The sequence below is a fragment of the Streptomyces tritici genome, assembly GCF_048500665.1.
GTDB classification, from domain to species: domain Bacteria; phylum Actinomycetota; class Actinomycetes; order Streptomycetales; family Streptomycetaceae; genus Streptomyces; species Streptomyces tritici.
This window is the reverse complement of the sequence record NZ_CP183183.1, coordinates 5,644,186-5,666,455: the sequence shown is the minus strand read 5'-3', so window position 1 is coordinate 5,666,455 and position 22,270 is coordinate 5,644,186. Positions and strand designations below refer to the sequence as shown.

Genomic DNA, 22,270 nt, shown 5'->3' with positions numbered 1-22,270 from the left:
CGCCCCGGCTGCGGGCTGTCAGGCGACCGTGAGGATCTCCGGGGTGCCGGTGGTCGTGGGGGCGAAGGTGTCGGCGAGGCGGAGGGCCTCTTCTATCAGGGTTTCGACGATCTTCGACTCCGGGACCGTGCGGATCACCTCGCCCTTGACGAAGATCTGGCCCTTGCCGTTGCCGGAGGCGACGCCGAGGTCGGCCTCGCGGGCCTCGCCGGGGCCGTTGACGACGCAGCCCATGACGGCGACGCGCAGCGGGACCTCCATGCCCTCCAGGCCGGCGGTGACCTCTTCGGCGAGCTTGTACACGTCGACCTGGGCGCGGCCGCAGGACGGGCAGGAGACGATGTCCAGTTTGCGCGGGCGCAGGTTGAGGGACTGGAGGATCTGGGTGGCGACCTTGACCTCCTCGACCGGGGGCGCGGAGAGCGAGACCCGTACCGTGTCGCCGATGCCCTGGCGCAGCAGCGCGCCGAACGCGACGGCGGACTTCACCGTGCCCTGGAAGGCCGGGCCGGCCTCGGTGACGCCGAGGTGGAGGGGGTAGTCGCAGGCTTCGGCGAGGAGTTCGTAGGCGCGGACCATGACGACGGGGTCGTTGTGCTTGACGGAGATCTTGAGGTCGTGGAAGTCGTGCTCGGCGAACAGGCTCGCCTCCCACAGCGCCGACTCCACGAGGGCCTCCGGGGTGGCCCTGCCGTGCTTGGCGAGCAGGCGGGCGTCGAGCGAGCCGGCGTTGACGCCGATCCGGATGGGGGTGCCGTGGTCCTTGGCGGCGCGGGCGATGTCCTTGACCCGGTCGTCGAACTTCTTGATGTTGCCGGGATTGACCCGGACGGCCGCGCAGCCCGCCTCGATGGCGGCGAAGACGTACCGCGGCTGGAAGTGGATGTCCGCGATCACCGGGATCGGCGACTTGGCGGCGATGGCGGGCAGGGCGTCGGCGTCGTCCTGGGAGGGGCAGGCGACCCGGACGATGTCACAGCCCGCCGTGGCCAGTTCGGCGATCTGCTGGAGGGTGGCGTTGATGTCGGAGGTGAGCGTGGTGGTCATCGACTGCACGGAGATCGGGTCCGAGCTGCCGACGCCCACGCTGCCCACCTGGAGCCGGCGGGTGGGGCGGCGGGGGGCGAGGACCGGGGCGGGCATCGACGGGATGCCGAGCGCGACCGTCATGGGGTGTCTCCTGGTCTGGTACGGGTGAGGGGCCGGCGGTTCACTGCTCGGCGCCGACGGGCTGCGGGGCGAGGTGGTCGATCGTGACGGAGCCGTCGCGGCCGGCGAGCGCCTCGACGACGGCGCGGGCGACATGGCGTCCGGTCAGGCCGTGGGCGGCGAGGATGTCGTCGCGGCGGCCGTGGTCCAGGAACCGCTGGGGCAGTCCGAAGGTACGGACGGGGGTGCGGGCTCCCGCGTCGGCGAGGGCCTGGGCGATCGCCGCCCCCGCGCCGCCGCTGCGTCCGCCGTCCTCGACGGCGGCGACGAGGGAGTGGCGCAGGCCGAGCTCGACAAGGGCCGTGGGGACGGGGGTGATCCAGCGGGGGTCGACGACGGTGACGCCGAAGCCGTGCTCGGCGAGGCGGTCGGCCGCCTCCAGGCAGACGCCCGCCATCGAGCCGACGGAGACGAGCAGGACGTCCCGGGCGTCCCCGGCGTCCCCGGCGTCCCCGGCGTCCGGGGCCGCGTCGCGCAGGAGGTCGCGCACGTCCGGGGCGGCGTGCCGCAGGACGTCCATGCCCTCGACGGTGGCGACGGCGGGGATGTCGTCGCCCGTCGTGCCCTTGGGGAAGCGCAGCGCGGTGGGCCCGTCCTGCACGGCGACGGCCTCGCGCAGCGCGCGCCGCAGGGTCGCGGCGTCGCGCGGGGCGGCGACCCTCAGGCCGGGCACCATCTGGAACAGCGACAGGTCCCACATGCCGTTGTGGGAGGCGCCGTCGTCGCCGGTGACGCCGGCCCGGTCGAGGACGAAGGTGACCGGGGCGCGGTGCAGGGCGACGTCGAGCAGCATCTGGTCGAAGGCCCGGTTGAGGAACGTCGCGTACACCGCCACCACCGGGTGCAGCCCGCCGAGGGCGAGGCCGGCGGCCGCGGTGACGGCGTGCTGCTCGGCGATGCCCACGTCGACGGTGCGGTCGGGGAAGCGCGCGGCGAAGGGAGCCAGGCCGGTGGGTGCCAGCATGGCCGCGGTCAGCGCCACCAGGTCCGGCCGCTGCGCGCCGAGTTCGGCCAGCTCCGCGCCGAACACGTCGGTCCAGGCGGGCCCTTGGGAGGCGCGCGGCGCGGCCGGGGCGGCGGGACGGGGGCGTACGGCGTGGAAGCGGTCCGCCTCGTCCTGTTCGGCGGGGGCGTGGCCGCGGCCCTTCTCGGTGAGGCAGTGGACGACGACGGGGCGGCCGAGGCCGGCCGCGTGGCGCAGCGCGCGTTCGAGCGCGGGGATGTCGTGTCCGTCCACGGGGCCGACGTACGACAGGCCCAGGTTCTCGAAGACGCTGCGGGAGGGGCGGTCCGCACCGCGCAGCTCCGCGAGGTGGGCGGGGATGCCGCCGACGGTGGGGGCGTAGGAGCGGGTGTTGTCGTTGAGGACGACGACCACCGGGCGGTCGGCGCCGTCGGCGAGGTTGTTCAGCGCCTCCCAGGCCATGCCGCCGGTGAGGGCCCCGTCGCCGATGACCGCGACCACGGCGCGGTCGGCGACGCCCCGCAGCCGGTGTGCCCTGGCCAGTCCGTCGGCGTACGAAAGGACCGTGGAGGCGTGGGAGTTCTCGATGTGGTCGTGCGCGGACTCCGTGCGCGAGGGGTAGCCGGACAGTCCGCCGGGCTGGCGCAGGGTGCCGAAGGCGCCGGCCCGGCCCGTGACGAGCTTGTGGGGGTAGGTCTGGTGGCCGGTGTCCCACAGGATGTGGTCGCGGGGGGACTCGAAGACGCGGTGCAGGGCGAGGGTCAGTTCGACCACGCCGAGGCTCGGGCCGAGGTGACCGCCGGTGCGGGTCACCTCCTCGACGAGGACGCGCCGGATGTCGGCGGCGAGCTCCTCGGTCTCCCGGACGGTGAGGGCACGCAGGTCCGCGGGGCCGTGGACCGACTCGATCGACGTCATGACAGCTCCTGATCTGGTCACAGGGCCTCATCGGCCAGAGGGGTCCGGGGAACGCGGCCGGTGAGCGGGTCGGCCAGCCGGGCGGGCATGGAGAAGACGACGTCCTCGGCGATGCCGTCGTCGAGTTCGACGTCGTCGTAGCCGAGTGCGGCGAGCCGGTCGACGAGCCGGCGGACGAGGATCTCGGGGGCGCTGGCACCGGAGCTGACACCGATGCTTGACGCCGTGGCGAGCCAGGACTCGTCCAGGTCGCCGACGTCCGGCACGAGGTGCGCGGCGCTGCCGTGCTCCCGGGCGACCTCGACCATCCGGATCGAGTTGCTGGAGTTGCGGGAGCCGACGACCAGGACGAGGTCGTTGCGGCGGGCGAGCGCCTTGACGGCGTTCTGGCGGTTCTGGCTGGCGTAGCAGATGTCGCCGTCCGCGGGGCCGGCGAGGTCGGTGAACCGGGCGCGCAGCGCGTCGACGACCCGCTGGGTCTCGTCGAACGACAGGGTGGTCTGGGTCAGGTACGCCACCGGGGCGTCGTCCGGCAGGTCGAGGGCGGCGACGTCGTCCTCGTTCTCGACGACGATCGTCCGGTCGGGGGCCTCGCCGCGGACGCCCTCGACCTCCTCGTGGTCCGCGTGGCCGACCAGCAGGATGGTCCGGCCGTCGCGGGCGTAGCGGACGGCCGCCTGGTGGACCTTGGAGACGAGCGGGCACGTGGCGTCGATGACCTCCAGGCGGCGGTCGGCAGCGCCGCTGCGCACCGCGGGCGAGACGCCGTGGGCGGAGAAGACGCAGACGGCGCCCTCGGGCACGTCCTCCTCGCTGTCGACGAAGCGGGCGCCGCGCTTCTCCAGTTCGGCGACGACGTGGTGGTTGTGCACGATCTCCTTGCGCACGTACACGGGGGCGCCGTGGAGGTCGAGGGCGCGTTCCACGATGCCGATGGCGCGGCGCACCCCGGCGCAGAAGCCGCGCGGCTGGGCGAGGACGACGCGCTTGGCCCGGTGGTCGGCCGGGGCGTCCGGGTCGGCCGGCGGGATGGTGGCGCTCATGAGACGTTCCGTTCGTAGGAGGCGTGGGTGAGGGTCGCGGGCCGCGGGGCGGGAATCGTGGCCGGGCGGCCTTGGGAGGCGCGCCACAGCGCGGCGTAGAGCCCGTCCAGGGCGAGGAGTTCGTCATGGGTGCCGTCTTCGCGGACCCGGCCGTCGTCGACGACGACGACCCGGTCGGCGCGGGAGGCGACGCCGAGGCGGTGGGCGACGATCAGCGCGGTGCGGCCGGTGACGAGGCGTTCGGTGGCCCGGTTGACCAGGGCCTCGGTGGCCAGGTCGAGAGCCGCGGTGGCCTCGTCGAGCAGCAGCACGTCGGGGCGTACGAGCTCGGCGCGGGCCAGCGCGATCAACTGCTGCTGTCCCGCGGAGAGGTTGCGTCCGCCTTCGGTGACGCGGTGGTCGTAGCCGCCGTCGAGCGCGCCGAGGGTCTCGTGCGCGCCGACTCGGCGGGCCGCGTCGACGATCTCGTCGTCGGTGGCGTCCGGCCGGCCGTACGCGATGGCCTCGCGGACGGTCCCGGCGAACAGGTAGGGGTCCTGGGGGACGATGCCGAGCCGCCGCCGGTAGCCGGTGAGGTCCAGGTCCCGCAGGTCGGTCCCGTCGACCCGGACGGCACCGCGGGTCGGGTCGTGGAACCGGGCGACGAGCTTGACGAGGGTCGACTTGCCGGCGCCCGTGGGGCCGACGAAGGCGACGGTCTGGCCCGGGGGGATGCGCAGCCGGATCCCGGTCAGCGCGGGGCGGCCGTCGGCGTAGTGGAAGTCCACGTCGTCGAAGGCGAGTTCACCGCGCAGGGACCGGACGGGGACCGGGTCGGCGGCGGCCGGCGTGGTGCTGCGCAGCCGGAGCAGGTCGCGGATCCGCAGCAGCGACACGCGCGCCTGCTGGTAGCCGTCGAACAGCTGGGACAGCTGCTGGACCGGGACGAAGAACAGGTCGAGATAGAGGAGGTACGCGACGAGCGCGCCGACCGTCATGGCGCCCGCGGCCACCCGCTGCGCGCCGACCGCCAGGACCACGGCGGTGACGCAGGCGGCGAGGAACTGGATGAACGGGAAGTACCGGGCGGACAGGAGCTGGCCGCGGACGCGGGCGCGCCGGTAGGCGTCGCTGTGCGCGGTGAACGCGGTGACGACGGACCGCTCGCGGCGGAACGCCTGCACGGTGCGCATGCCGGCCGCGCCCTCCTGCAGCGCGGCGTTGACGACGGCGAGCCGCTCCCGGGCCTCGGTGTAGCTGCGGGCGGAGGCCCGGCGGAAGGCGGCGGTGGCGAGGAGGATCGGCGGCAGGACGGCGAGGACGACCAGCAGCATCCCGGCGTCGGCGACGCCGAGCGCCACGAGGACGCCGAGCAGGGTCAGTCCGCTGACGAGGACGCTGATCAGGCCGGTCTGGAGGAAGGACGAGAGCGAGTCGATGTCGGTCGTCATCCGGGTGAGGGTGCGGCCGGACGCCTCGTTCTCGAAGTGGTCCAGGCCCAGGCGGTGCAGATGCGCGAAGACCCGGATCCGCAGGGCGTACAGCAGCCGCTCCCCCGTGCGTCCGGTGACCCGGACGGCGCCCCACTGGACCGCGTACTGGGCGAGGACGAGGGCGAGCGCGGCGAGGGAGGCCGTGACGACGGCGCCGAGGGCCAGCTTCTGGGCGCCGCCCTCGATGCCCTGCCGGAGCAGGAACGGCAGGCCGAGCCCGGCCAGCGCGTCGGCGACCACCAGGCCGAGGCCCGCGGCGAGCGGGAGCCGGTGGCCGCGCAGGAGGCGGCGCAGTCCGAACTCGCCCTCGCCGCGCGGGGCGCGGGCTGCCTCCGCCTCGTCGACGCCGGGGGTGTCGAGGGCCGGGGGCAGGGCGGCGACGCGTGCCTGCATCCGGGCGGCCGCCGCGGACGGCGGGGCGGACACGCGGGCGGCGGGCACCGCGTCGGACCGCTGCGGCGCGGTGCTCTGTCCGGTCGGGGCGGGGGCCCGTCCCGCCGGGGCCTCGACGGGCCTTCCGGTGGGGGCGGCGTCGCCGGCCGTGCGGGGGCTCGCGGCGGCGGGGTCACCGGCGTCGGCGGGGTCGTGCTGGAGGATGGTGCGGTAGAGGGCGCACCGGTCGGCCAGTTCGCCGTGGGTGCCGAGGTCCACGATCCGGCCGTGGTCGAGTACGGCGATCCGGTCGGCGAGCGCCAGCGTCGAGCGGCGACGGGCGACGATCAGGGTCGTGCGGCCCGCGGCCCCGGCGCGCAGCGCCTCGTGGAGGTCCCGCTCCACCCGGGCGTCGACGGCGGAGGTGGCGTCGTCGAGGACCAGGACGCGGGGCGCGGCGGCCAGGGCCCGGGCGAGGGCGAGGCGCTGGCGCTGTCCGCCGGACAGCGAGCCGCCGCGCTCGCCGAGCACCGTGGCGTAGCCGTCGGGAAGCGCGGTGACGAAGCCGTGCGCCTGGGCGGTGCGGGCCGCGGCGACGACCTCCGCGTCGGTGGCGTCCGGCCGGCCGTAGGCGACGGCCTCGCGGACGGTTCCGGCGAGCAGGGCGGTGTCCTCGGGCACGGTGGCGACCGTGGACCGCAGGGAGGCGAAGGTCAGGTCGCGCACGTCGGCGCCGCCGATCCGCACCGCGCCCCCGGACACGTCGTGGAAGCGGGAGAGCAGCAGGGCGAGGGTGGACTTGCCCGATCCGGGGGCGCCGACGACGGCCAGCGTCTCCCCCGGGGCGATGCTCAGCGAGAGGTCGGTGAGGACGGGCCGGCCGGGCCGGTAGCCGAAGGTGACGCGGTCGAACTCGACGCCGAGGGCGCCGTGGCCGGGCAGTTCACCCGCGCCTTCGGCCACCACCGGGCGGGTGTCGATCACTTCGAGGACGCGCTCGATGCCCGCGCCGGCCTGCTGGCCCATGGTGAGCAGCGCGGCCAGGGTCTTGACGGGGCCGACGAGCTGGGCGAGGTAGGCGGAGAACGCGAGGAAGGCGCCGAGGCTGAGTTCGCCGCGGGTCGCGAGCCAGCCGCCGACGGCGAGGGCGCCGACCTGCCCGAGGGAGGGCACGCACTGGAGGGCGGGCCCGTAGCGGGCGTTGAGCCGTACGGCCCGCATGCGGCCGGCGAAGAGCCGTCGGGCGGCGGCGGCCAGCCGGTCCGCCTCCCGCTGTTCCTGGCCGAATCCCTTGACGACGCGGATGCCGGCGGTGGAGCTGGCGACGACTCCGGCGACGGCGGCCGCCTGGTTCTGCGCGTACCAGGTCGCGGGGTAGAGCCAGGTGCGGCTGCGGCGTCCGATGAACCACAGCGCGGGCACGAGGGCGAGCGCGACCAGGGCGAGGAGCGGCGAGAGCGCGGCCATGACGGCCAGGGAGACCAGGAGCAGGGCGGCGCTGGAGATCGCGGTGGGCAGGGTGGAGACGAGTCCGAAGACCATGTTGAGGTCGCCGGAGGCGCGTCCGAGCAGCTGACCGGTGCTCAGTTCGTCGCGCCGGACGCCGTCCAGGCGGGAGAGCGAGCGGAACAGGTCCACGCGCAGGTCGTGCTGGACGTCGGCGGCGAGCCGTCCGGCGTACAGGCGGCGCAGGTACGCGGCGAGGTAGCCGAGTGCGGCGACGGCGAGCAGCGCTCCGGTCCACAGCGCGGCGGAGCGGGCGGGCCGCAGGACGACGTCGTCGACGATCACCATCGTCACGAGGGGGACGAGGGCGCTGGTCGCGGTGCTCAGGAGGGCGGCGAGGACCGCCACGAGCGTGCTGCGCCGGTGCCGCAGGCAGCGGCGGGTCAGCCGCCCGGCCCAGGAACCCCGGTCGGTGCCGTCGCGGTGGGTGGGCATCCCGGGTCCTCCTTCCGTGGTGGTGGTCGTGGGGCGTGGGTGGTGGTGCGTCAGGGGTCGCAGCGGCGCAGGTCGACCGGGGTGCCCGGGGGGCCGAGGCCGGCGACCGCGAGGACGTGCGGTCCGTACGGGCCGGGGCCGGTGGGCAGGACCGCGCTCGCGGCTCCGGTTCCGCCCGGCAGGGCGCGCAGGGCGCGGGTCCGGGCGGGGGCCGGGGGCCAGCGCGGGGGGTGGGACAGGGGCTGGGTGAGCCCGCCGTGGGCGAGCCCGTGGCCGCGGGCCTTGCCGACGGCCTCCTTCTGGGTCCAGATCCAGTAGAAGGCACGGACCCGGTCCGCCGCGGGGAGGCGGCCGAGCCAGTCGGCGTCCGAGGGGGCGAGCCAGCGCCGGGCGAGCGCGAGGGCGGGCAGGGGCCGCACGGTCTCGATGTCGACGCCGACCGGGGCCCGGGCGGCGAGCGCCACGGCCCGGGCGCCGGGGCTGTGACTCAGGCTCACGTGCAGGGCGGCGGCTGCTCCGGTGAGCCGCGGGCGGCCGCCGGGTTCGTGGACGAGCCCGATCCGGTGGAGCGGGCTGCCGGTGAGCTCCGCGGCGGCGCGCAGCAGCAGCGTGTGCGCCGCGCGCCGTTCGCCGGAGGCGACAGGACCCCAGATCACTGTGACGGCGCCGGGGTCTGCCACGGGGTCAGGCCGCCATCGCGCGGACGAGGCTCTTGGGCCGCATGTCGGTCCAGTTGGCCTCGATGTAGTCGAGGCAGGACTGGCGGTCGTTCTCCGCGAAGGCGACCTCCCAGCCGGCGGGGACCTCGGCGAAGTCCGGCCACAGGGAGTGCTGGCCCTCGTCGTTGACCAGGACGATGTAGCGGCCTTCGGCGTTCTCGAACGGGTTCGTCATTTCTTTGTTCCTTTTCTTTCGAGCGAAGCGACTTCTTTTCCCTCGCCGATATTACTAACGAATTCCAGAAAGATCGGCAAGGCTTTTCCGAAAAACTTCAGGGCATATCCGTGAGGCCCGCTTCGGGCGCGTTCACGAGGACCGCCGAATTGCCCGGCGGCTGCTTGTTCTCGTAGACCAGCTGATGGGCCCGGCCGATCTCGGCGAACGGCAGGACGAGGCTCAGGCAGGGGTCGATGCGGCCGGCCGCGACGAGGTCGATGACCGCCGCGGTCTGGCGCACGTTCGCGGCGTGCGAGCCCTGCAGCCGCTTCTGGAACATCCAGAGGAAGCGCAGGTCGATGTCGCCGTTGTAGCCGCTGGTACCGGCGCAGGTGACGACCATACCGGCCCGGTCGCAGACGTAGACCGAGGTCGGCAGGGTGGCCCGGCCGGGGTGCTCCAGGACGATCCACGGGTCTCTGCGCTCGCCGAGCGCGTCCCAGAAGGCACGGCCGAAGGAGCGGACGCCGGAGAGCCATTCCCGATAGGCGACGGTGTCGCTGGAATCGGGCAGCCGGCCCCAGTGGTCGAAATCGTTCCGATTGATGACGCCGTGCGCGCCCAGGCGTTTACAGTAGTCGAATTTGTCCTCGTCCGACACCACGGCGACGGGAATTCCGCCGAAATGTTTCACGATCTGGATCGCCATGGATCCGAGCCCGCCGGCGCCGCCCCACACGAGGACGGGATCGCCGGGCCGGACGGTGTGCGGGTGCCAGCCCGTGAGCATGCGGTACGAGGTGGAGCCGCCGCCCAGGAAGCAGCCGGCCTCCTCCCACGTCAGGTGCGGGGGCTTCTTGTGGCACTGGTACTCGTCGGCCAGGGTGAACTGCGCGAAGGAGCCGTGGTTCAGCTCGTAGCCCCAGGCCCGCTGGGAGCGGGAGGCGGTCGGGTCGACGCCGAGCCGGATGTCGGGGGCCGACTCGTCCCACTTGACCCCGCCGACGATCACCTGGTCGCCGACCTTGAGCTGCTTGACGCCCTCGCCCACGGCCCAGACGACTCCGGCGCCCTCGGACCCGCTGATGTGGTAGTCCAGCGGATCGCCGGCCCGCTGCCGGTCGGCGATGACGTCGGCGGGCGTGCCGAGACCGGCCCAGACGCCGTTGTAGTTGATCCCCGCGGCCATCACCATGACGAGCACCTGCCCCCGTCCGACCGGGGGCACCTCGACCGTCTCGACCTGGATCGACCGCTCGGGCGGGCCGTACCGCTCGCGCCGGGTCACCCCGGCGTACATGTAGCGGGGCACCTCGCCCAGCGGGGGCATCTCCCCCAGTTCGTACAACTCCCGGGTCATCGGCTGTCCTTCCTTGTGGTGCGTGCGTTCAGGTGAGCGGCGAGCACGTCGCCGACGACGGCCAGCGGGGCGGGCCGCAGCATGTCCTCGTGCCGGCAGTCGACCGGGTGGACGGCGACGGCGCCCGCGACGTACGGCCGCCAGCGCTCCGCCTTCTCGGCGACCGCGTCCGCGGCGCCGTCGGAACTCCCGTCGCCCGCGCCGCCGTTGGCGACGAACAGGAGCAGGTCGCCGGAGAAACGGCGGGGCGTGAACCCGGCGCGCAGCTCGACTCCGGTGCGGTACGCGTCCACGACGGTGCCCACCCGGTCGGCGAGCAGCGCCGCGAGCGGCCCCCCGCGGGTCCGCAGCAGCGCGGCGCCCGCCTCGGGGGTCAGCTCCTCCTCGCCCCGGTCGGGACCGACGCCGGCCGCGTCGAGGAGCGCGCCGAGGACCTGCCCGGCGGGCGGCACGACGACCGGGTCGCCGGGCCGGGCCGGGTAGGAGTCCAGGACCGCCACGGTCGCGACCTCCTCACCGGCCTCCTCCAGGAGCACCGCGACCGCCTGGGCGACCAGGCCGCCGAGCGACCAGCCCAGCAGGTGGTAGGGGCCGGAGGGCCGGACCGAGCGGATCCGCGCCGCGTAGTCGGCGGCGACCTCCTCCAGGCTCGCCGGCCGGTGGCCGGGCTCGGCGAAGGCGCGGGCCTGCAGCCCGTACACCGGGTGTCCGGCCGGCAGGTGCCGCAGCAGGGCCGCGTACCGCCAGCTCAGGCCGCCCGCGGCGTGGAAGCAGAAGACTGGCGGGAGTTCGCCCCGGGTGCGCAGCGGCAGGAGGACGTCCAGCGCGCCCGCGGCGTCCGCGTCCCCGTCGTCGAGGGCGGCGCCGACCCCGGCGACGGTCGGCGCCAGGAACAGGGCCTGGATGCCGAGCTCCGCGCCGAGCACGGAACGGATCCGGCTGACCAGTCCGGCCGCCAGCAGCGAGTTGCCGCCGAGGGCGAAGAAGTCGTCGTCGATGCCGACCTCGGCGACGCCGAGGACATCCGCGAACAGTCCGCACAGAAGTTCCTCGCGCGGGGTCCGCGGACCGCGCCCGCCGCGCCCGGCGTCGGCGGGAGCGGGCAGCGCCGCCCGGTCCAGCTTGCCGTTGGCGGTGAGCGGCAGCGCGTCGACGGCGACGAACGCGGCCGGCACCAGGTAGTCCGGCAGCGTCTCGGCCAGCCGGGCCCGCAACTCCGACGGTTCCGGGGCGGTTTCGCCGGGCGCGGGCACCGTGTAGGCGACGAGGCGCTTGTCGCCGGGGCGGTCCTCCCGGACGAGGCAGACCGCGTGGGCCACCCCGGGCAGGGCCGCGAGCGCGCCGTCGACCTCGCTGAGCTCGACGCGGAAGCCGCGCAGCTTCACCTGGTCGTCGGCCCGGCCGACGAACTCGAGGACGCCGTCGGGGCGGCGGCGCGCCAGGTCCCCCGAGCGGTACATCCGCGCCCCCGGCCCCCCGAACGGGTCGGCGACGAAGGAACGGGCGGTCAGCGCCGGGTCGTTCTCGTATCCGCGGGCGAGACCGGAGCCGGCGAGGTACAGCTCGCCGACGGCGCCGGCCGGGACCGGCTCCAGCTCGGGCGACAGCACGTAGGCCGCCATCCCGGCGAGCGGGACGCCGATCGGCACGTTGTCCGGGACGGGGTCGCCGGCCCGCATCACGTGGTGGGTCGCGAACACCGTGGTCTCGGTGGGGCCGTAGCCGTTGCTGACGACCGTGCCGGGGCAGGCGGCGAGCACCTTGCGGACGGCGTCGGCGGGGACCACGTCGCCACCGGTGCGCACCTCGCGGACGCCGGCGAAGCAGCCGGGCTCCTCCTCCGCGAGCCAGCGGAACAGACCGGCGGTCAGCCACAGTCCGGTGACGCGCTCGTCGGCCACGAGCCGGGCGAGCTCCCGCAGGTCGCTCGCGCCGGGCGGGGCCACGACGACGGTCCCGTGGTTGAGCAGGGTCCCCCACAGCTCCAGCAGCGCGGCGTCCCAGGCGTGCGACGAGTGGAACAGCACCCGTTCCAGCGCGCCCGGCGCCCAGCAGGGCTCGTCGGCGAGCTCGACGACGTCGCGGTGGGTCACGGCGACGCCCTTGGGCACGCCCGTGGAGCCGGAGGTGAACATCACGTACGCCAGCCGGTCCGGCTGGACGGCCGCGCCGGGATCGGTGGACTCCTGGCGGTCCGTGCGCGGGTCGGTGTCGACGGCGACCGTCGTCAGGGCCTCGCCCGGGGCGCCGGCCCAGCCGGCGGCACGGGCCGCGTCGGTGAGCAGCAGCCGCGCGCCCGCCCGTTCGAGGACGGTCCGCTGCCGTGCCTCGGGGTGCGCGGGCTCCAGCGGCACACAGACCGCGCCGGCCTTGAGGACGGCGAGGAAGGCGACGACCAGCCGGGGCGACCGGTCCAGCAGGACGCCGACGCGCGACTCCGGTCCGGCGCCCAGCTCGTGCAGCAGCCGGGCCAGCCGGTTGGCGCGCTCGTCCAGTTCCCGCCAGGTGAGCCGCTCGCCGCCGAGGGACACTGCGACGGCGTCCGGGGTGCGGGCGGCGAGGGCGGCGACCCGGCCGTGGATCGTGTCGAGCAGCGTGCCGTGCGGGCCGGACGGGGCGAGCGCGGTGCGCATGCCGCCGTCGGCGAGCGCCCGGCGCTCCTCCGGGGACAGGCCGGCCGTCGGCCCGCCCACGCGTCCCACCGGCTGCTCCGGGTCGGCCGCGACCGACTCCAGGACACGCGTCAGCCGCTCCAGCAGGGCCGGTGCGGTCGCCGCGCCGATCACGTCGGGCCGGTGGTCGAGCCGGAACCGCAGCCCGTCGGCGCGCAGCGACGCGACCAGCAGCAGCGGGTAGTGAGCGGCGTCCCGGCCCTGCACCGCGGTGGCCCGCAGCCGGGAGGAGGAGCGCCCGGTGTTCTCCGGCACCGGGTAGTTCTCGTAGACGAGGGCCGTGTCGAACAGCGGCCGCACGCCCGCGATCCGGTGCACGTCGGCGAGGCCGAGGTACTGGTGGGTGCGCAGGGCGGTCTGTTCGTCCTGGACGCGGGCCAGGGCGGCGCTCCAGCGCTCGGAGCGGTCGAACCGGACGCGCGCGGGCAGCGTGTTGATGAACAGGCCGATCATGTTCTCGGCGCCGGGCAGCTCCGGCGGCCGGCCGGAGACCGTGGTCCCGAACAGGACGTCGTCGCGGCCCAGATGACGGCCGAGGACCAGCGCCCAGGCCGTCTGCACGACGGTGTTCATGGTGACGCCGGCGCGGGCCGCGTGCGCCTGGAGGGAGGCGGTGAGCTCCGGGGACAGGTCGTGGACGATCTGCTCCGGCAGCGCCGGCCCGGCCGGCTCCCGCCCCGGGGCGAGCAGGGTGGGCTCCGTGACGCCGGCGAGCGTGTCCCGCCAGGCGCGCTCGCTCGCCGTGCGGTCCTGGGCGGCGAGCCAGGTGACGTACGAGCGGAACGGGACGGGCGCGGGCAGCGCCGAGGCGTCGCCGCCGTTCTCGTACAGGGTGACCAGCTCGCGCAGGAACAGCGGCATCGACCAGCCGTCGAGCAGGATGTGGTGCTTGGTGATGACCAGCCGGTGCCGCTCGGCGCCGAGGCGGATCAGCAGGAAGCGGACCAGCGGCGGCCGGCTCAGGTCGAACCGGCGCCCGCGGGCGGCCTCGGTGAGGGCCGCCAGCTCCCGCTGCGCCGCGTCCTCGGGCAGCGCGCTCAGGTCGGCCTCGTCCCAGGGCAGGGCCGCGGCGCGGGGCACGACCTGGACGGTCGCTCCGTTCGCGCGGTGGTGGAAGCCGGCCCTCAGGTTGGGGTGGCGGTCCAGGACGGTCTGGCCGGCGGTCCGCAGGGCCGCCGGGTCGAGCGGGCCCTCGAGGTCGAGGACCAGCTGGACGGTGTAGACGTCCGTGGCGCCGGGGTCCGCCTGGAGGGCGTGGAAGAACAGGCCCTCCTGGAGCGGGGTGAGCGCGAAGGCGTCCTCCAGGCCGCCGGGTGCGGCGGCGAGTTCGTCGATCTCGGGCTGGGTCAGCCCGGACGTCGGCAGGTCGCCGGGGGTGAGGCCGTCGCCGCGCTCGGACTGGCCGGGGTCGGCGAGGGCGCGCAGGGCGGTGAACCACAGCTCGGCCAGCTCCTCCATCGCGGCGCGGTCGAACAGACCGGCCGGCCAGGAGTACGTGACGTGGAGCCGCGGCCCGCCGTCGCCGTCCCGGGTCACCGCGTTGATCTCCACGGCGTGGCCGAACGGCATGCCCGGGTCGGCGGGCAGCAGCGGGATCCGCAGGTCGGACGCGCTCGCCCAGCCCGCGGGCCCGTCCTCGCCGAGCGTGTCGCCGCCGGTGCCGACCCGCCCCAGGTAGTTGAAGCCGATCTGCGGGGTGGCGGCGCCCGCGAGGGCGAGCGCGGTGTCCGCGTTCAGGTAGCGCAGCAGGCCGTAGCCGAGCCCGTTGTCGGGCAGGGCCCGCAGCTGCTCCTTGACGCGGCCGAGCGCGGCGACGGTGGCGGCGCCCCCTTCCAGGGCCTCGTCCAGGTCGATCGCGCCCGGGTCGAGCCGGACGGGGAACCTGCTGGTGAACCAGCCGACCGTACGGGACAGGTCGAGGGTCTCGTCGAGCTCCTCGCGGCCGTGGCCCTCCAGGTCGACCAGGACCGCGTGGGAGGCGTCCTGGGTCCAGCGCCGGCGCCACCGGGCGACGGCGAGGGACAGCCCGGTGAGCAGCACGTCGTTGATCTGGGTGCGGAAGCGGGCCGGCACGTCGGTCAGCAGCGCCGTCGTCAGGTCCGCCGGCAGGGCGGCCGTCAGGTGCTCGGCGGTGCCCCGCGTGTCGACGGCCGGGTCGAGGCGGCGCGCGCCCAGGAGCGCGTCGGGCTCCTGGGTCTGCCGCCGCCACAGCGGCAGTTCGGCGATCCGGGCCGGGTTCTGCGCCTCCATGACGAGGGCCTGCGCCCAGCGGCGGAACGTCGTCCCGACGGGCGCGGGCCGCGGTTCGCGGCCGTCGCGCACCGCCTGCCAGGCGGCGGCGAGGTCGGGCAGCAGGATCCGCCACGACACCCCGTCGACGACCAGGTGGTGCAGGAGGACGAGGAGGAGTCCCTGCTCGTCGGGGCCGGCGTCGAACCAGACGACTTCGAGCAGGCGGCCGTTCTCCGGGTCGAGCCGGCGCCGGGCCGCCTCGCCCTGAGCCGACACGGCCGCGGCGAGGTCGCCGGCGTCCCGCAGGTCGACGCGGGTGACACAGGCGCGGGCGTCCACGCTGCCGCGCGGCGCGGTCTCCAGGTTCCAGGGCAGACCGAGCTCGGCTCCGGTGAGCCGGGCGCGCAGGACGTCGTGGTGGTCGACGACGGCCTGGACGGCCGAGGTCAGCGCGTCCTGTCCGAGGCCGCCGGGGACCCGCAGCAGGACGGACTGGTTGAGGCCCTGGAAGGGGCCGCCGAGCTGGTGCAGCCAGCGGACCACCGGGGTGCCGGGGATCGCCCCGACGCCGTCGTCGGCGACGGGTGCGGCCTCGGCGGCGGGCCGGACCGCGGCCACCAGCTCCGCCACGGTCTGGTGGCGGAAGATGTCCCGCGGGGTGAGGACCAGGCCGGCCTGCCGGGCGCGGCCGGCGACCTGGATGGCGTTGATGCTGTCGCCGCCGAGGGCGAAGAAGTTGTCGTCGGCACCGACCTCGGCCAGGTGGAGCACCTCGCCGACGATCCCGCACAGCAGGGCCCGCGGGTCGTCGCCGGCGACGTGCTCGCGTCCCCGCGCCGCCGGGGCGGCGGGCGCGGGCGCCGGCTGCTCGGGGGCGGGCAGCGCGGCCTTGTCGGTCTTGCCGTTGACGGTCAGCGGGATCCGGTCGAGCTCCATCAGGACGGACGGCAGCAGATGCGCCGGCAGGGCGGCGCGCAGGTGCGTCCGCACCGCGCCCAGGTCCAGGCCGCGGCCGGCCTCGGGCACGAGGTAACCGACGAGCTGCCGGACGCCGGGGCGGTCCTCCCGGACGGTCGCCACGGCACGCGCCACGCCGGGCGCCTCGGCCAGGGCGGCCTCCACCTCGCCGAGTTCGATCCGGAAGCCGCGCAGCTTCACCTGGTCGTCGGCGCGGCCGACGAACCGCAGCCGTCCGTCGCGCAGCCGGCTGACCACGTCGCCGGTGCGGTACATCCGGCTGCCGGCCGGGCCGAACGGGTCGGCCACGAACCGCTCGGCGGTCAGGCCGGGGCGGCCCAGGTAGCCGCGGGCCACGCCGATCCCGGCGACGTACAGCTCGCCGGGGACGCCGACGGGCACGGGCCGCAGCCGGTCGTCCAGCACGTAGGCGCGCATGTTGGGCAGCGGCCCGCCGATCGGCGGCACGCCGGCCTCGGGCGCCAGCGGCCCGGCCATGGTGCAGGACACGGTGGTCTCGGTGGGCCCGTACGCGTTGAACATGCGCCGCCCTGGCGCCCAGGTGGCGACCAGGCCCGCCGGGGCGGCCTCGCCCGCCGTCACGAGGGTGCGGACGGTGCGCAGGCTCGCGGGCGACAGCTGGGCGAGCACCGCCGGCGGCAGCGTCGCGTGAGTGACACCCTGCTCGCGCAGCAGCGCGGGCAGTTCGGCGACCTGAAGCAGCATGTCGGCCGGGCCGAGCACCAGGCAGGCGCCGGCGGACAGCGGGGTGCAGATCTCCGACATCGCGGCGTCGAAGCTGAGCGACGCGAACTGCAGGGCCCTGCTCCCCGGGCCCATCGCGTACGGACCGGTCCTGGCCAGGACGATGTTGGGGATGCCGCCGTGCTCGACGACGACGCCCTTGGGGCGGCCGGTGGAGCCGGACGTGTAGATGACGTACGCGGGGGTCCGGGCCGTCAGCGGGGCGGTGCGGTCGGCGTCGGCCGGGTTCCGCACGGGCTGCGCGGCGAGCGCGGCCGCGGTGTCGGGCGCGTCGAGGACGATCCGCTCGGCGTCCGTCGCGTGCGGGATCCGGGCCTCCGCGTCGCCGGTGGTGACCACCAGGCGCGGCCGGGCGTCGTCGAAGAAGTACGCGATCCGGTCGGCGGGGTACTCGGTGTCCACCGGCAGGTAGGCCGCGCCGGACTTCAGCACGGCGAGGACCGCGACGACCATCTCGGGCGAGCGCGGCACCGCGATCGCGACGACCGACTCGGGCCCCGCGCCGCGGCCGATCAGCAGATGCGCCAGCCGGTTGGCACGCTCGTTCAGCTCCGCGTACGACAGCTCGGTCTCGCCCGCGGCGAGGGCGGGCGCGTCCGGGGTGCGGGCGACCTGCGCCTCGATCAGCTGCGGAACGAGGAGGCCGGGCAGCGGGCGGGCGGTGTCGTTCCAGCCGTGGATCAGCTGGTGGTGCTCCTCGGCGGTCAGGATGTCGAGGTCCTCGATCCGCCGGTCCGCGTCCGCGACCACGGCGCGCAGGACCGCGACGAACCGTCGCGTCATCGCCTCGACGGTCTCCCGGTCGAACAGGTCCGCGGCGAAAGCCACGGTGCCGTGCAGGCCCGCCGGCGCGCCCTCGTCGGAGCGCCGCTCGGAGAGCCGCACCGACAGGTCGAACTTGGCGCGTCCCGCACCGTCCCCGGCGGGCTCGCCGACGGCCTCGACGGTCAGCCCCGCGAGGTCCACGTCGGCCCGGGAGACGTTGTCCAGGGACAGCATGACCTGGAACAGCGGGTGGTGCGCGGGCGACCGCCGCGGAGCCGCGGCGTCCACGACGCGCTCGAAGGGCACGTCCTGGTGGGCGTAGGCGGCGAGGTCGGTCTCGCGGACCCGGGCCAGCAGCTCGCGGAAGGACGGGTTGCCGGAGGTGTCGGTGCGCAGCACCAGGGTGTTGACGAAGAAGCCGACCAGGTCGTCGAGCGCCTCGTCGCCGCGGCCCGCCACGGGCGTGCCGATCGGGACGTCCGTGCCCGCGCCGAGGCGGGTCAGCAGGCCCGCGAGCGCCGCCTGGAGGACCATGAAGACCGTGGTCCTGCTGGAGCGCGCGAGGTCGAGCAGACCGGCGTGCAGCTCGTCGTCGAGCGCGAGGGACACCAGTCCGCCCTCGTGCCCGGCCTCCTCCGGACGCGGCCGGTCGGTGGGCAGGGCCAGGACGTCGGGAAGGCCCTGGAGGGTCTTCGTCCAGTGCGCGAGCTGGCGGGAGATCTCGCTGTCCGGGTCCGCCTCGTCGCCGAGCAGCTCGCGCTGCCACAGGGCGTAGTCGGCGTACTGGACCGGCAGCGGCGCCCACTGCGGGGCGCCGCCCGCGCAGCGGGCCGTGTACGCGGCGGCCAGGTCCTGCACCAGGGGGCGCATGGAGGACGCGTCGCCGGCGATGTGGTGCAGCACCAGTACCAGGACGTGGTCCTCCGGGCCGAGCTCCAACAGCTGGGCGCGCAGCGGCAGATCGGTGTCCAGCGCGAAGTCGAGGCGCTGCGCGGCGGCGACCGCCGCGTCGACGCCGGACTCCTCGACCCGCACGACGTGCAGGTACGGACGCGCCTCGGCCGGGTCGAGGACGACCTGCGTGGGCGTGCCGTCGGGGGCGGGGAAGACGGTGCGCAGCGACTCGTGGCGGGTCACCACGTCCGCGAGCGCCGCTTCCAGCGCGGCCGCGTCCAGCGGGCCGCGGAGCCGGGTGACCATCGGGATGTTGTACGTCCCGGCCGTGGCGCCCAGCTGGCTCAGGGCCCACAGGCGGCGCTGGGCGTACGAGAGCGGCACGTCGACGGGCCGCTGCTGCGGGACGAGCGCCGGCCTGGCCTCCCCGCCTCGCTCCAGGAGCGGGGCGAGGGCGGCGACGGTCGGGGTCTCGAACAGCGCCCGCACGGGCAGTTCCACGCCCAGGACCGCACGGATGCGGGAGACGAGGCGGGTCGCCAGCAGGGAGTGCCCGCCGAGGTCGAAGAAGCCGTCGTCGATGCCGACCCGGGACAGGCCCAGGATCTCCGCGAACAGACCGCACAGGATGTCCTCCTGCGCCGTCCGCGCCTCACGGCGGGCCGCACCCGAGGACGTCGGCGCAGGGAGCGCCTTGCGGTCCGTCTTGCCGTTGGGCGTCAGCGGTACGGCGTCCAGGACGACGACCGCCGACGGGACCATGTACTCCGGCAGCACCGCGGCGACGGCGCGCCGAAGTGCCTCCGGATCCAGCGCCGTTGCGTCCGTCGGAACGACGTAGCCGACGAGGCGGCGGTCGTTCGGCGCGTCCTCGCGCACCATGGCCACGGCCCGCGCGACGCCGGGGACGCCGGCGAGGGCCGACTCCACCTCGCCCAGCTCGATCCGGTAGCCCCGGACCTTCACCTGGTCGTCCACCCGGCCCACGAACTCCAGCACCCCGGCGTCGGTCCACCGGACCAGGTCACCGGTGCGGTACATCCGCGCACCGGGCGCACCGAACGGGTCCGCCACGAAGCGCTCGGACGTCAGACCGGGGCGACCGAGGTAGCCCCGGGCGACCCCGTCGCCGGCGATGTACAGCTCACCGGCCACGCCCGGCGGGACGAGGCGCAGCCGCCCGTCGAGGACGTAGACCTGCGTGTTGGCGATCGGCCCGCCGATCGGCGTGGCCCCGTCGCCCGTGATGAGCGCGCTGGTCGACCAGATCGTGGTCTCCGTCGGCCCGTACATGTTCCAGACCGCCGCACCCGCGTCGGCAAGGGCGTCGGCGAGCTGCGCGTCCAGCGCCTCGCCGCCGACGAGCACGCGCAGACCTCGCGCGGCCTCCGGATCCTCGTCCAGCAGCGCACGCCACAGGCTGGGCGTCGCCTGCATCACCGACACGCCCTCGGACCGCACCAGCCGGCCCAACCGCACCGGATCACGCACCACATCACGCTCGGCCACCACCACCGCGGCACCAGAAACGAGCGGCAGGAACACCTCCAGCAACGAGATGTCGAACCCGAACGTCGTCACCGCCAGCCACTTCTCCCCCGCCGACAGCCCCACCTGGGAGCCCATCGACCACAGGAAATTCGCCAGCGCACCATGCGGCACCACGACGCCCTTCGGACGCCCCGTCGAACCCGACGTGTACAGCACGTACGCCGCGTCCCAAGCCGACACCCCGCACTCCACCGCCAGTTCGGCGGCGGGCTCGACGGTGTCGAGGAGCAGCACCGGGACTCCGGCCGCCTCGGGCAAGCTGTCCTCGCTGTCGCGGGTCGACAGGATCACCGACGGGGCGGCGTCGTGGAGGATGTACGCGATCCGGTCCGCCGGGAAGTCCAGGTCCACCGGCAGGAACGCCCCGCCCGCCAGACCCACACCCAGCATCGCCGCCACCGCGTCCACCGAACGCGGCACCGCCAACGCCACCACCGAACCACGCCCCACACCCACACGCGACAGCGCGTTCGCCACACCCACCGCACGGGACCACAACTCCCCGTACGACAGACGCACCCCACCGCACACCACCGCAAGCTCGCCCGGCACCCGCGCCGCACGCTCCGCGAACCACCCCGGCACCACACCCGCCGGCACCACCGCACCCGACGCGTTCCAGCCGCCCAACAACCGCTCACGCTCGGCCGAGTCGAGGACGTCGATGTCGGCGATGGAGCGGTCGGGGTCGGCGACGGCCGCGCGGAGCAGGCGCTCCAGGCGGGCGACGACGGTGTCGACCGTCTCGCGGTCGAAGAGGTCCGCGGAGTAGTCGGCGACGCCTTCGAGGCCGTTCGGGACACCGTTCGCGGTGTGCCGCTCGCCGAGTCCCAGGGAGAGGTCGAAGCGGGCCCAGGCGGACGTGCCGGCCTCGGCGGACACGGACAGGCCCGGCAGTTCGAGGGCGGCGTCACGCGAGTTCTGCACGGTCAGCGTCACCTGGAAGAGGGGGTGACGGGTCAGCGACCGCTGCGGGTTGAGCGCCTCGACGATGCGCTCGAACGGCAGGTCCTGGTGGGCGTACGCCGCGAGGTCGGTCTCCCGGACCCGGGCGAGCAGCTCGCGGAAGGACGGCGCGCCGGAGGTGTCGGTGCGCAGGACCAGGGTGTTGAGGAAGAAGCCGACGAGGTCGTCGAGGGTGTCGTCGGTGCGGCCCGCGATCGGGGCGCCGATCGGGATGTCGTCGCCCGCGCCGAGCCGGTTCAGGACGGCCGCGAGTCCGGCCTGCAGGACCATGAAGAGGCTCGTGCCCGTGGCGCCGGCCAGGGCGAGGAGCCGCCGGTGCAGCTGGGCGTCGAAGGAGAACCGCAGCTTCGCGCCGCGCTGCGCGCCGCTCGTCGGGCGGGGCCGGTCCGTGGGCAGGGCGAGCTCCTCCGGCAGTCCGGCAAGTGCCTCGGTCCAGTGCGCGAGCTGGCGGGCGATCTCGCTGTCCGGGTCGGACTCGTCGCCGAGCAGTTCGCGCTGCCAGAGCGTGTAGTCCGCGTACTGGACGGGCAGCGGCGCCCATTGCGGGGCCGTGCCCTGGAGCCGGGCCGCGTACGCCGTGGAGAGGTCCGCGGCGAGCGGGGCGAGGGAGCCGGCGTCGCCGGCGATGTGGTGCAGGACGAGGACGAGAAGGTGCTCGTCCGGTCCTGTGGCCAGCAGCGTGGCCCGCAGGGGCGCTTCCCGGGTGAGGTCGAAGCCGCGGCCGGCCAGCCCGGCGATCAGCGCCTGGGCGTCGGCCCCGTCGGAGGCGTCGGCCCCGTCGGAGGCGTCGAGGACGGTGAGGCCGACGGGCTGCGCCGCGCCGTCGAGGACGGCCTGGCGCGGTTCGCCGTCCTCCGCCGGGAAGACGGTCCGCAGGCTCTCGTGCCGCAGCACCACGTCGGCGACGGCGGCGGCGAGGGCGTCCCGGTCGAGGGCTCCGGCCAGCCGGAGGACCATGGGGATGTTGTAGAGCGGGCTCTCCGGGTCCATCCGGTTGACGAACCACAGGCGGCGCTGGGCGTACGACAGCGGGACGGAGTCGGGCCGGACGGCCGGCGCGGGCGCCGGGCGGGCCGTGGCCGCCCCGTCGAGGCGCTCGGCGAGTCCGGCGACGGTCGGGGCCTCGAACAGGGCCCGGATGCCGAGCTGGACGCCCAGCACCGCGCGGATGCGGCTGAGCAGCCGGGTGGCGAGCAGCGAGTGCCCGCCCAGCTCGAAGAAGCCGTCGTGGACGCCGACCCCGCCGACGCCGAGGACCTCGGCGAACAGGCCGCAGAGGATCGCCTCCTGCGGGGTGCGCGGCTCCCTGCCCC

The 22,270-nt window shown here is 75.3% G+C and carries 8 protein-coding genes (1 of these 8 cut by a window edge); all 8 read right to left on the bottom strand.

What is annotated here, in order from left to right:
- Positions 1-18 precede the first annotated feature (18 nt).
- On the bottom strand, positions 19-1,170 hold the full coding sequence (ispG, locus tag ACNJ93_RS25965; RefSeq protein ID WP_418959861.1) for a flavodoxin-dependent (E)-4-hydroxy-3-methylbut-2-enyl-diphosphate synthase: 1,152 nt from the start codon (positions 1,168-1,170) through the stop codon (positions 19-21).
- A gap of 40 nt (positions 1,171-1,210) precedes the next feature.
- On the bottom strand, positions 1,211-3,091 hold the full coding sequence (locus ACNJ93_RS25960; RefSeq protein WP_418959860.1) for a 1-deoxy-D-xylulose-5-phosphate synthase: 1,881 nt from the start codon (positions 3,089-3,091) through the stop codon (positions 1,211-1,213).
- A gap of 17 nt (positions 3,092-3,108) precedes the next feature.
- Positions 3,109-4,134 carry a 4-hydroxy-3-methylbut-2-enyl diphosphate reductase gene (gene ispH / locus ACNJ93_RS25955; RefSeq protein ID WP_418959859.1) on the bottom strand — a complete coding sequence of 342 codons (1,026 nt, stop codon included), beginning with the start codon at positions 4,132-4,134 and terminating at the stop codon, positions 3,109-3,111.
- A complete protein-coding gene (locus tag ACNJ93_RS25950) occupies positions 4,131-7,919 on the bottom strand; it encodes an ABC transporter ATP-binding protein (RefSeq protein WP_418959858.1) in 3,789 nt (1,262 codons plus the stop codon). Before ACNJ93_RS25950 ends, ispH begins: the two co-directional genes overlap by 4 nt.
- 50 nt (positions 7,920-7,969) lie before the next feature.
- Entirely contained in the window at positions 7,970-8,599 is a 630-nt protein-coding gene (locus ACNJ93_RS25945) for a 4'-phosphopantetheinyl transferase family protein (protein ID WP_418959857.1), read from the bottom strand.
- 4 nt (positions 8,600-8,603) lie between these two features.
- Positions 8,604-8,813 carry an MbtH family protein gene (locus ACNJ93_RS25940; protein WP_418959856.1) on the bottom strand — a complete coding sequence of 70 codons (210 nt, stop codon included), beginning with the start codon at positions 8,811-8,813 and terminating at the stop codon, positions 8,604-8,606.
- 97 nt (positions 8,814-8,910) lie between these two features.
- A complete protein-coding gene (gene ccrA / locus ACNJ93_RS25935) occupies positions 8,911-10,155 on the bottom strand; it encodes a crotonyl-CoA carboxylase/reductase (protein ID WP_418959855.1) in 1,245 nt (414 codons plus the stop codon).
- Positions 10,152-22,270, bottom strand: the 3' portion of a protein-coding gene (locus tag ACNJ93_RS25930; RefSeq protein WP_418959854.1) for a non-ribosomal peptide synthase/polyketide synthase. Its footprint extends 6,061 nt past the window's final position; only the last 12,119 of its 18,180 coding nucleotides appear in the window; its start codon lies beyond the right edge, outside the window; its stop codon occupies positions 10,152-10,154. The genes ccrA and ACNJ93_RS25930 overlap by 4 nt, the downstream gene beginning before the upstream one ends.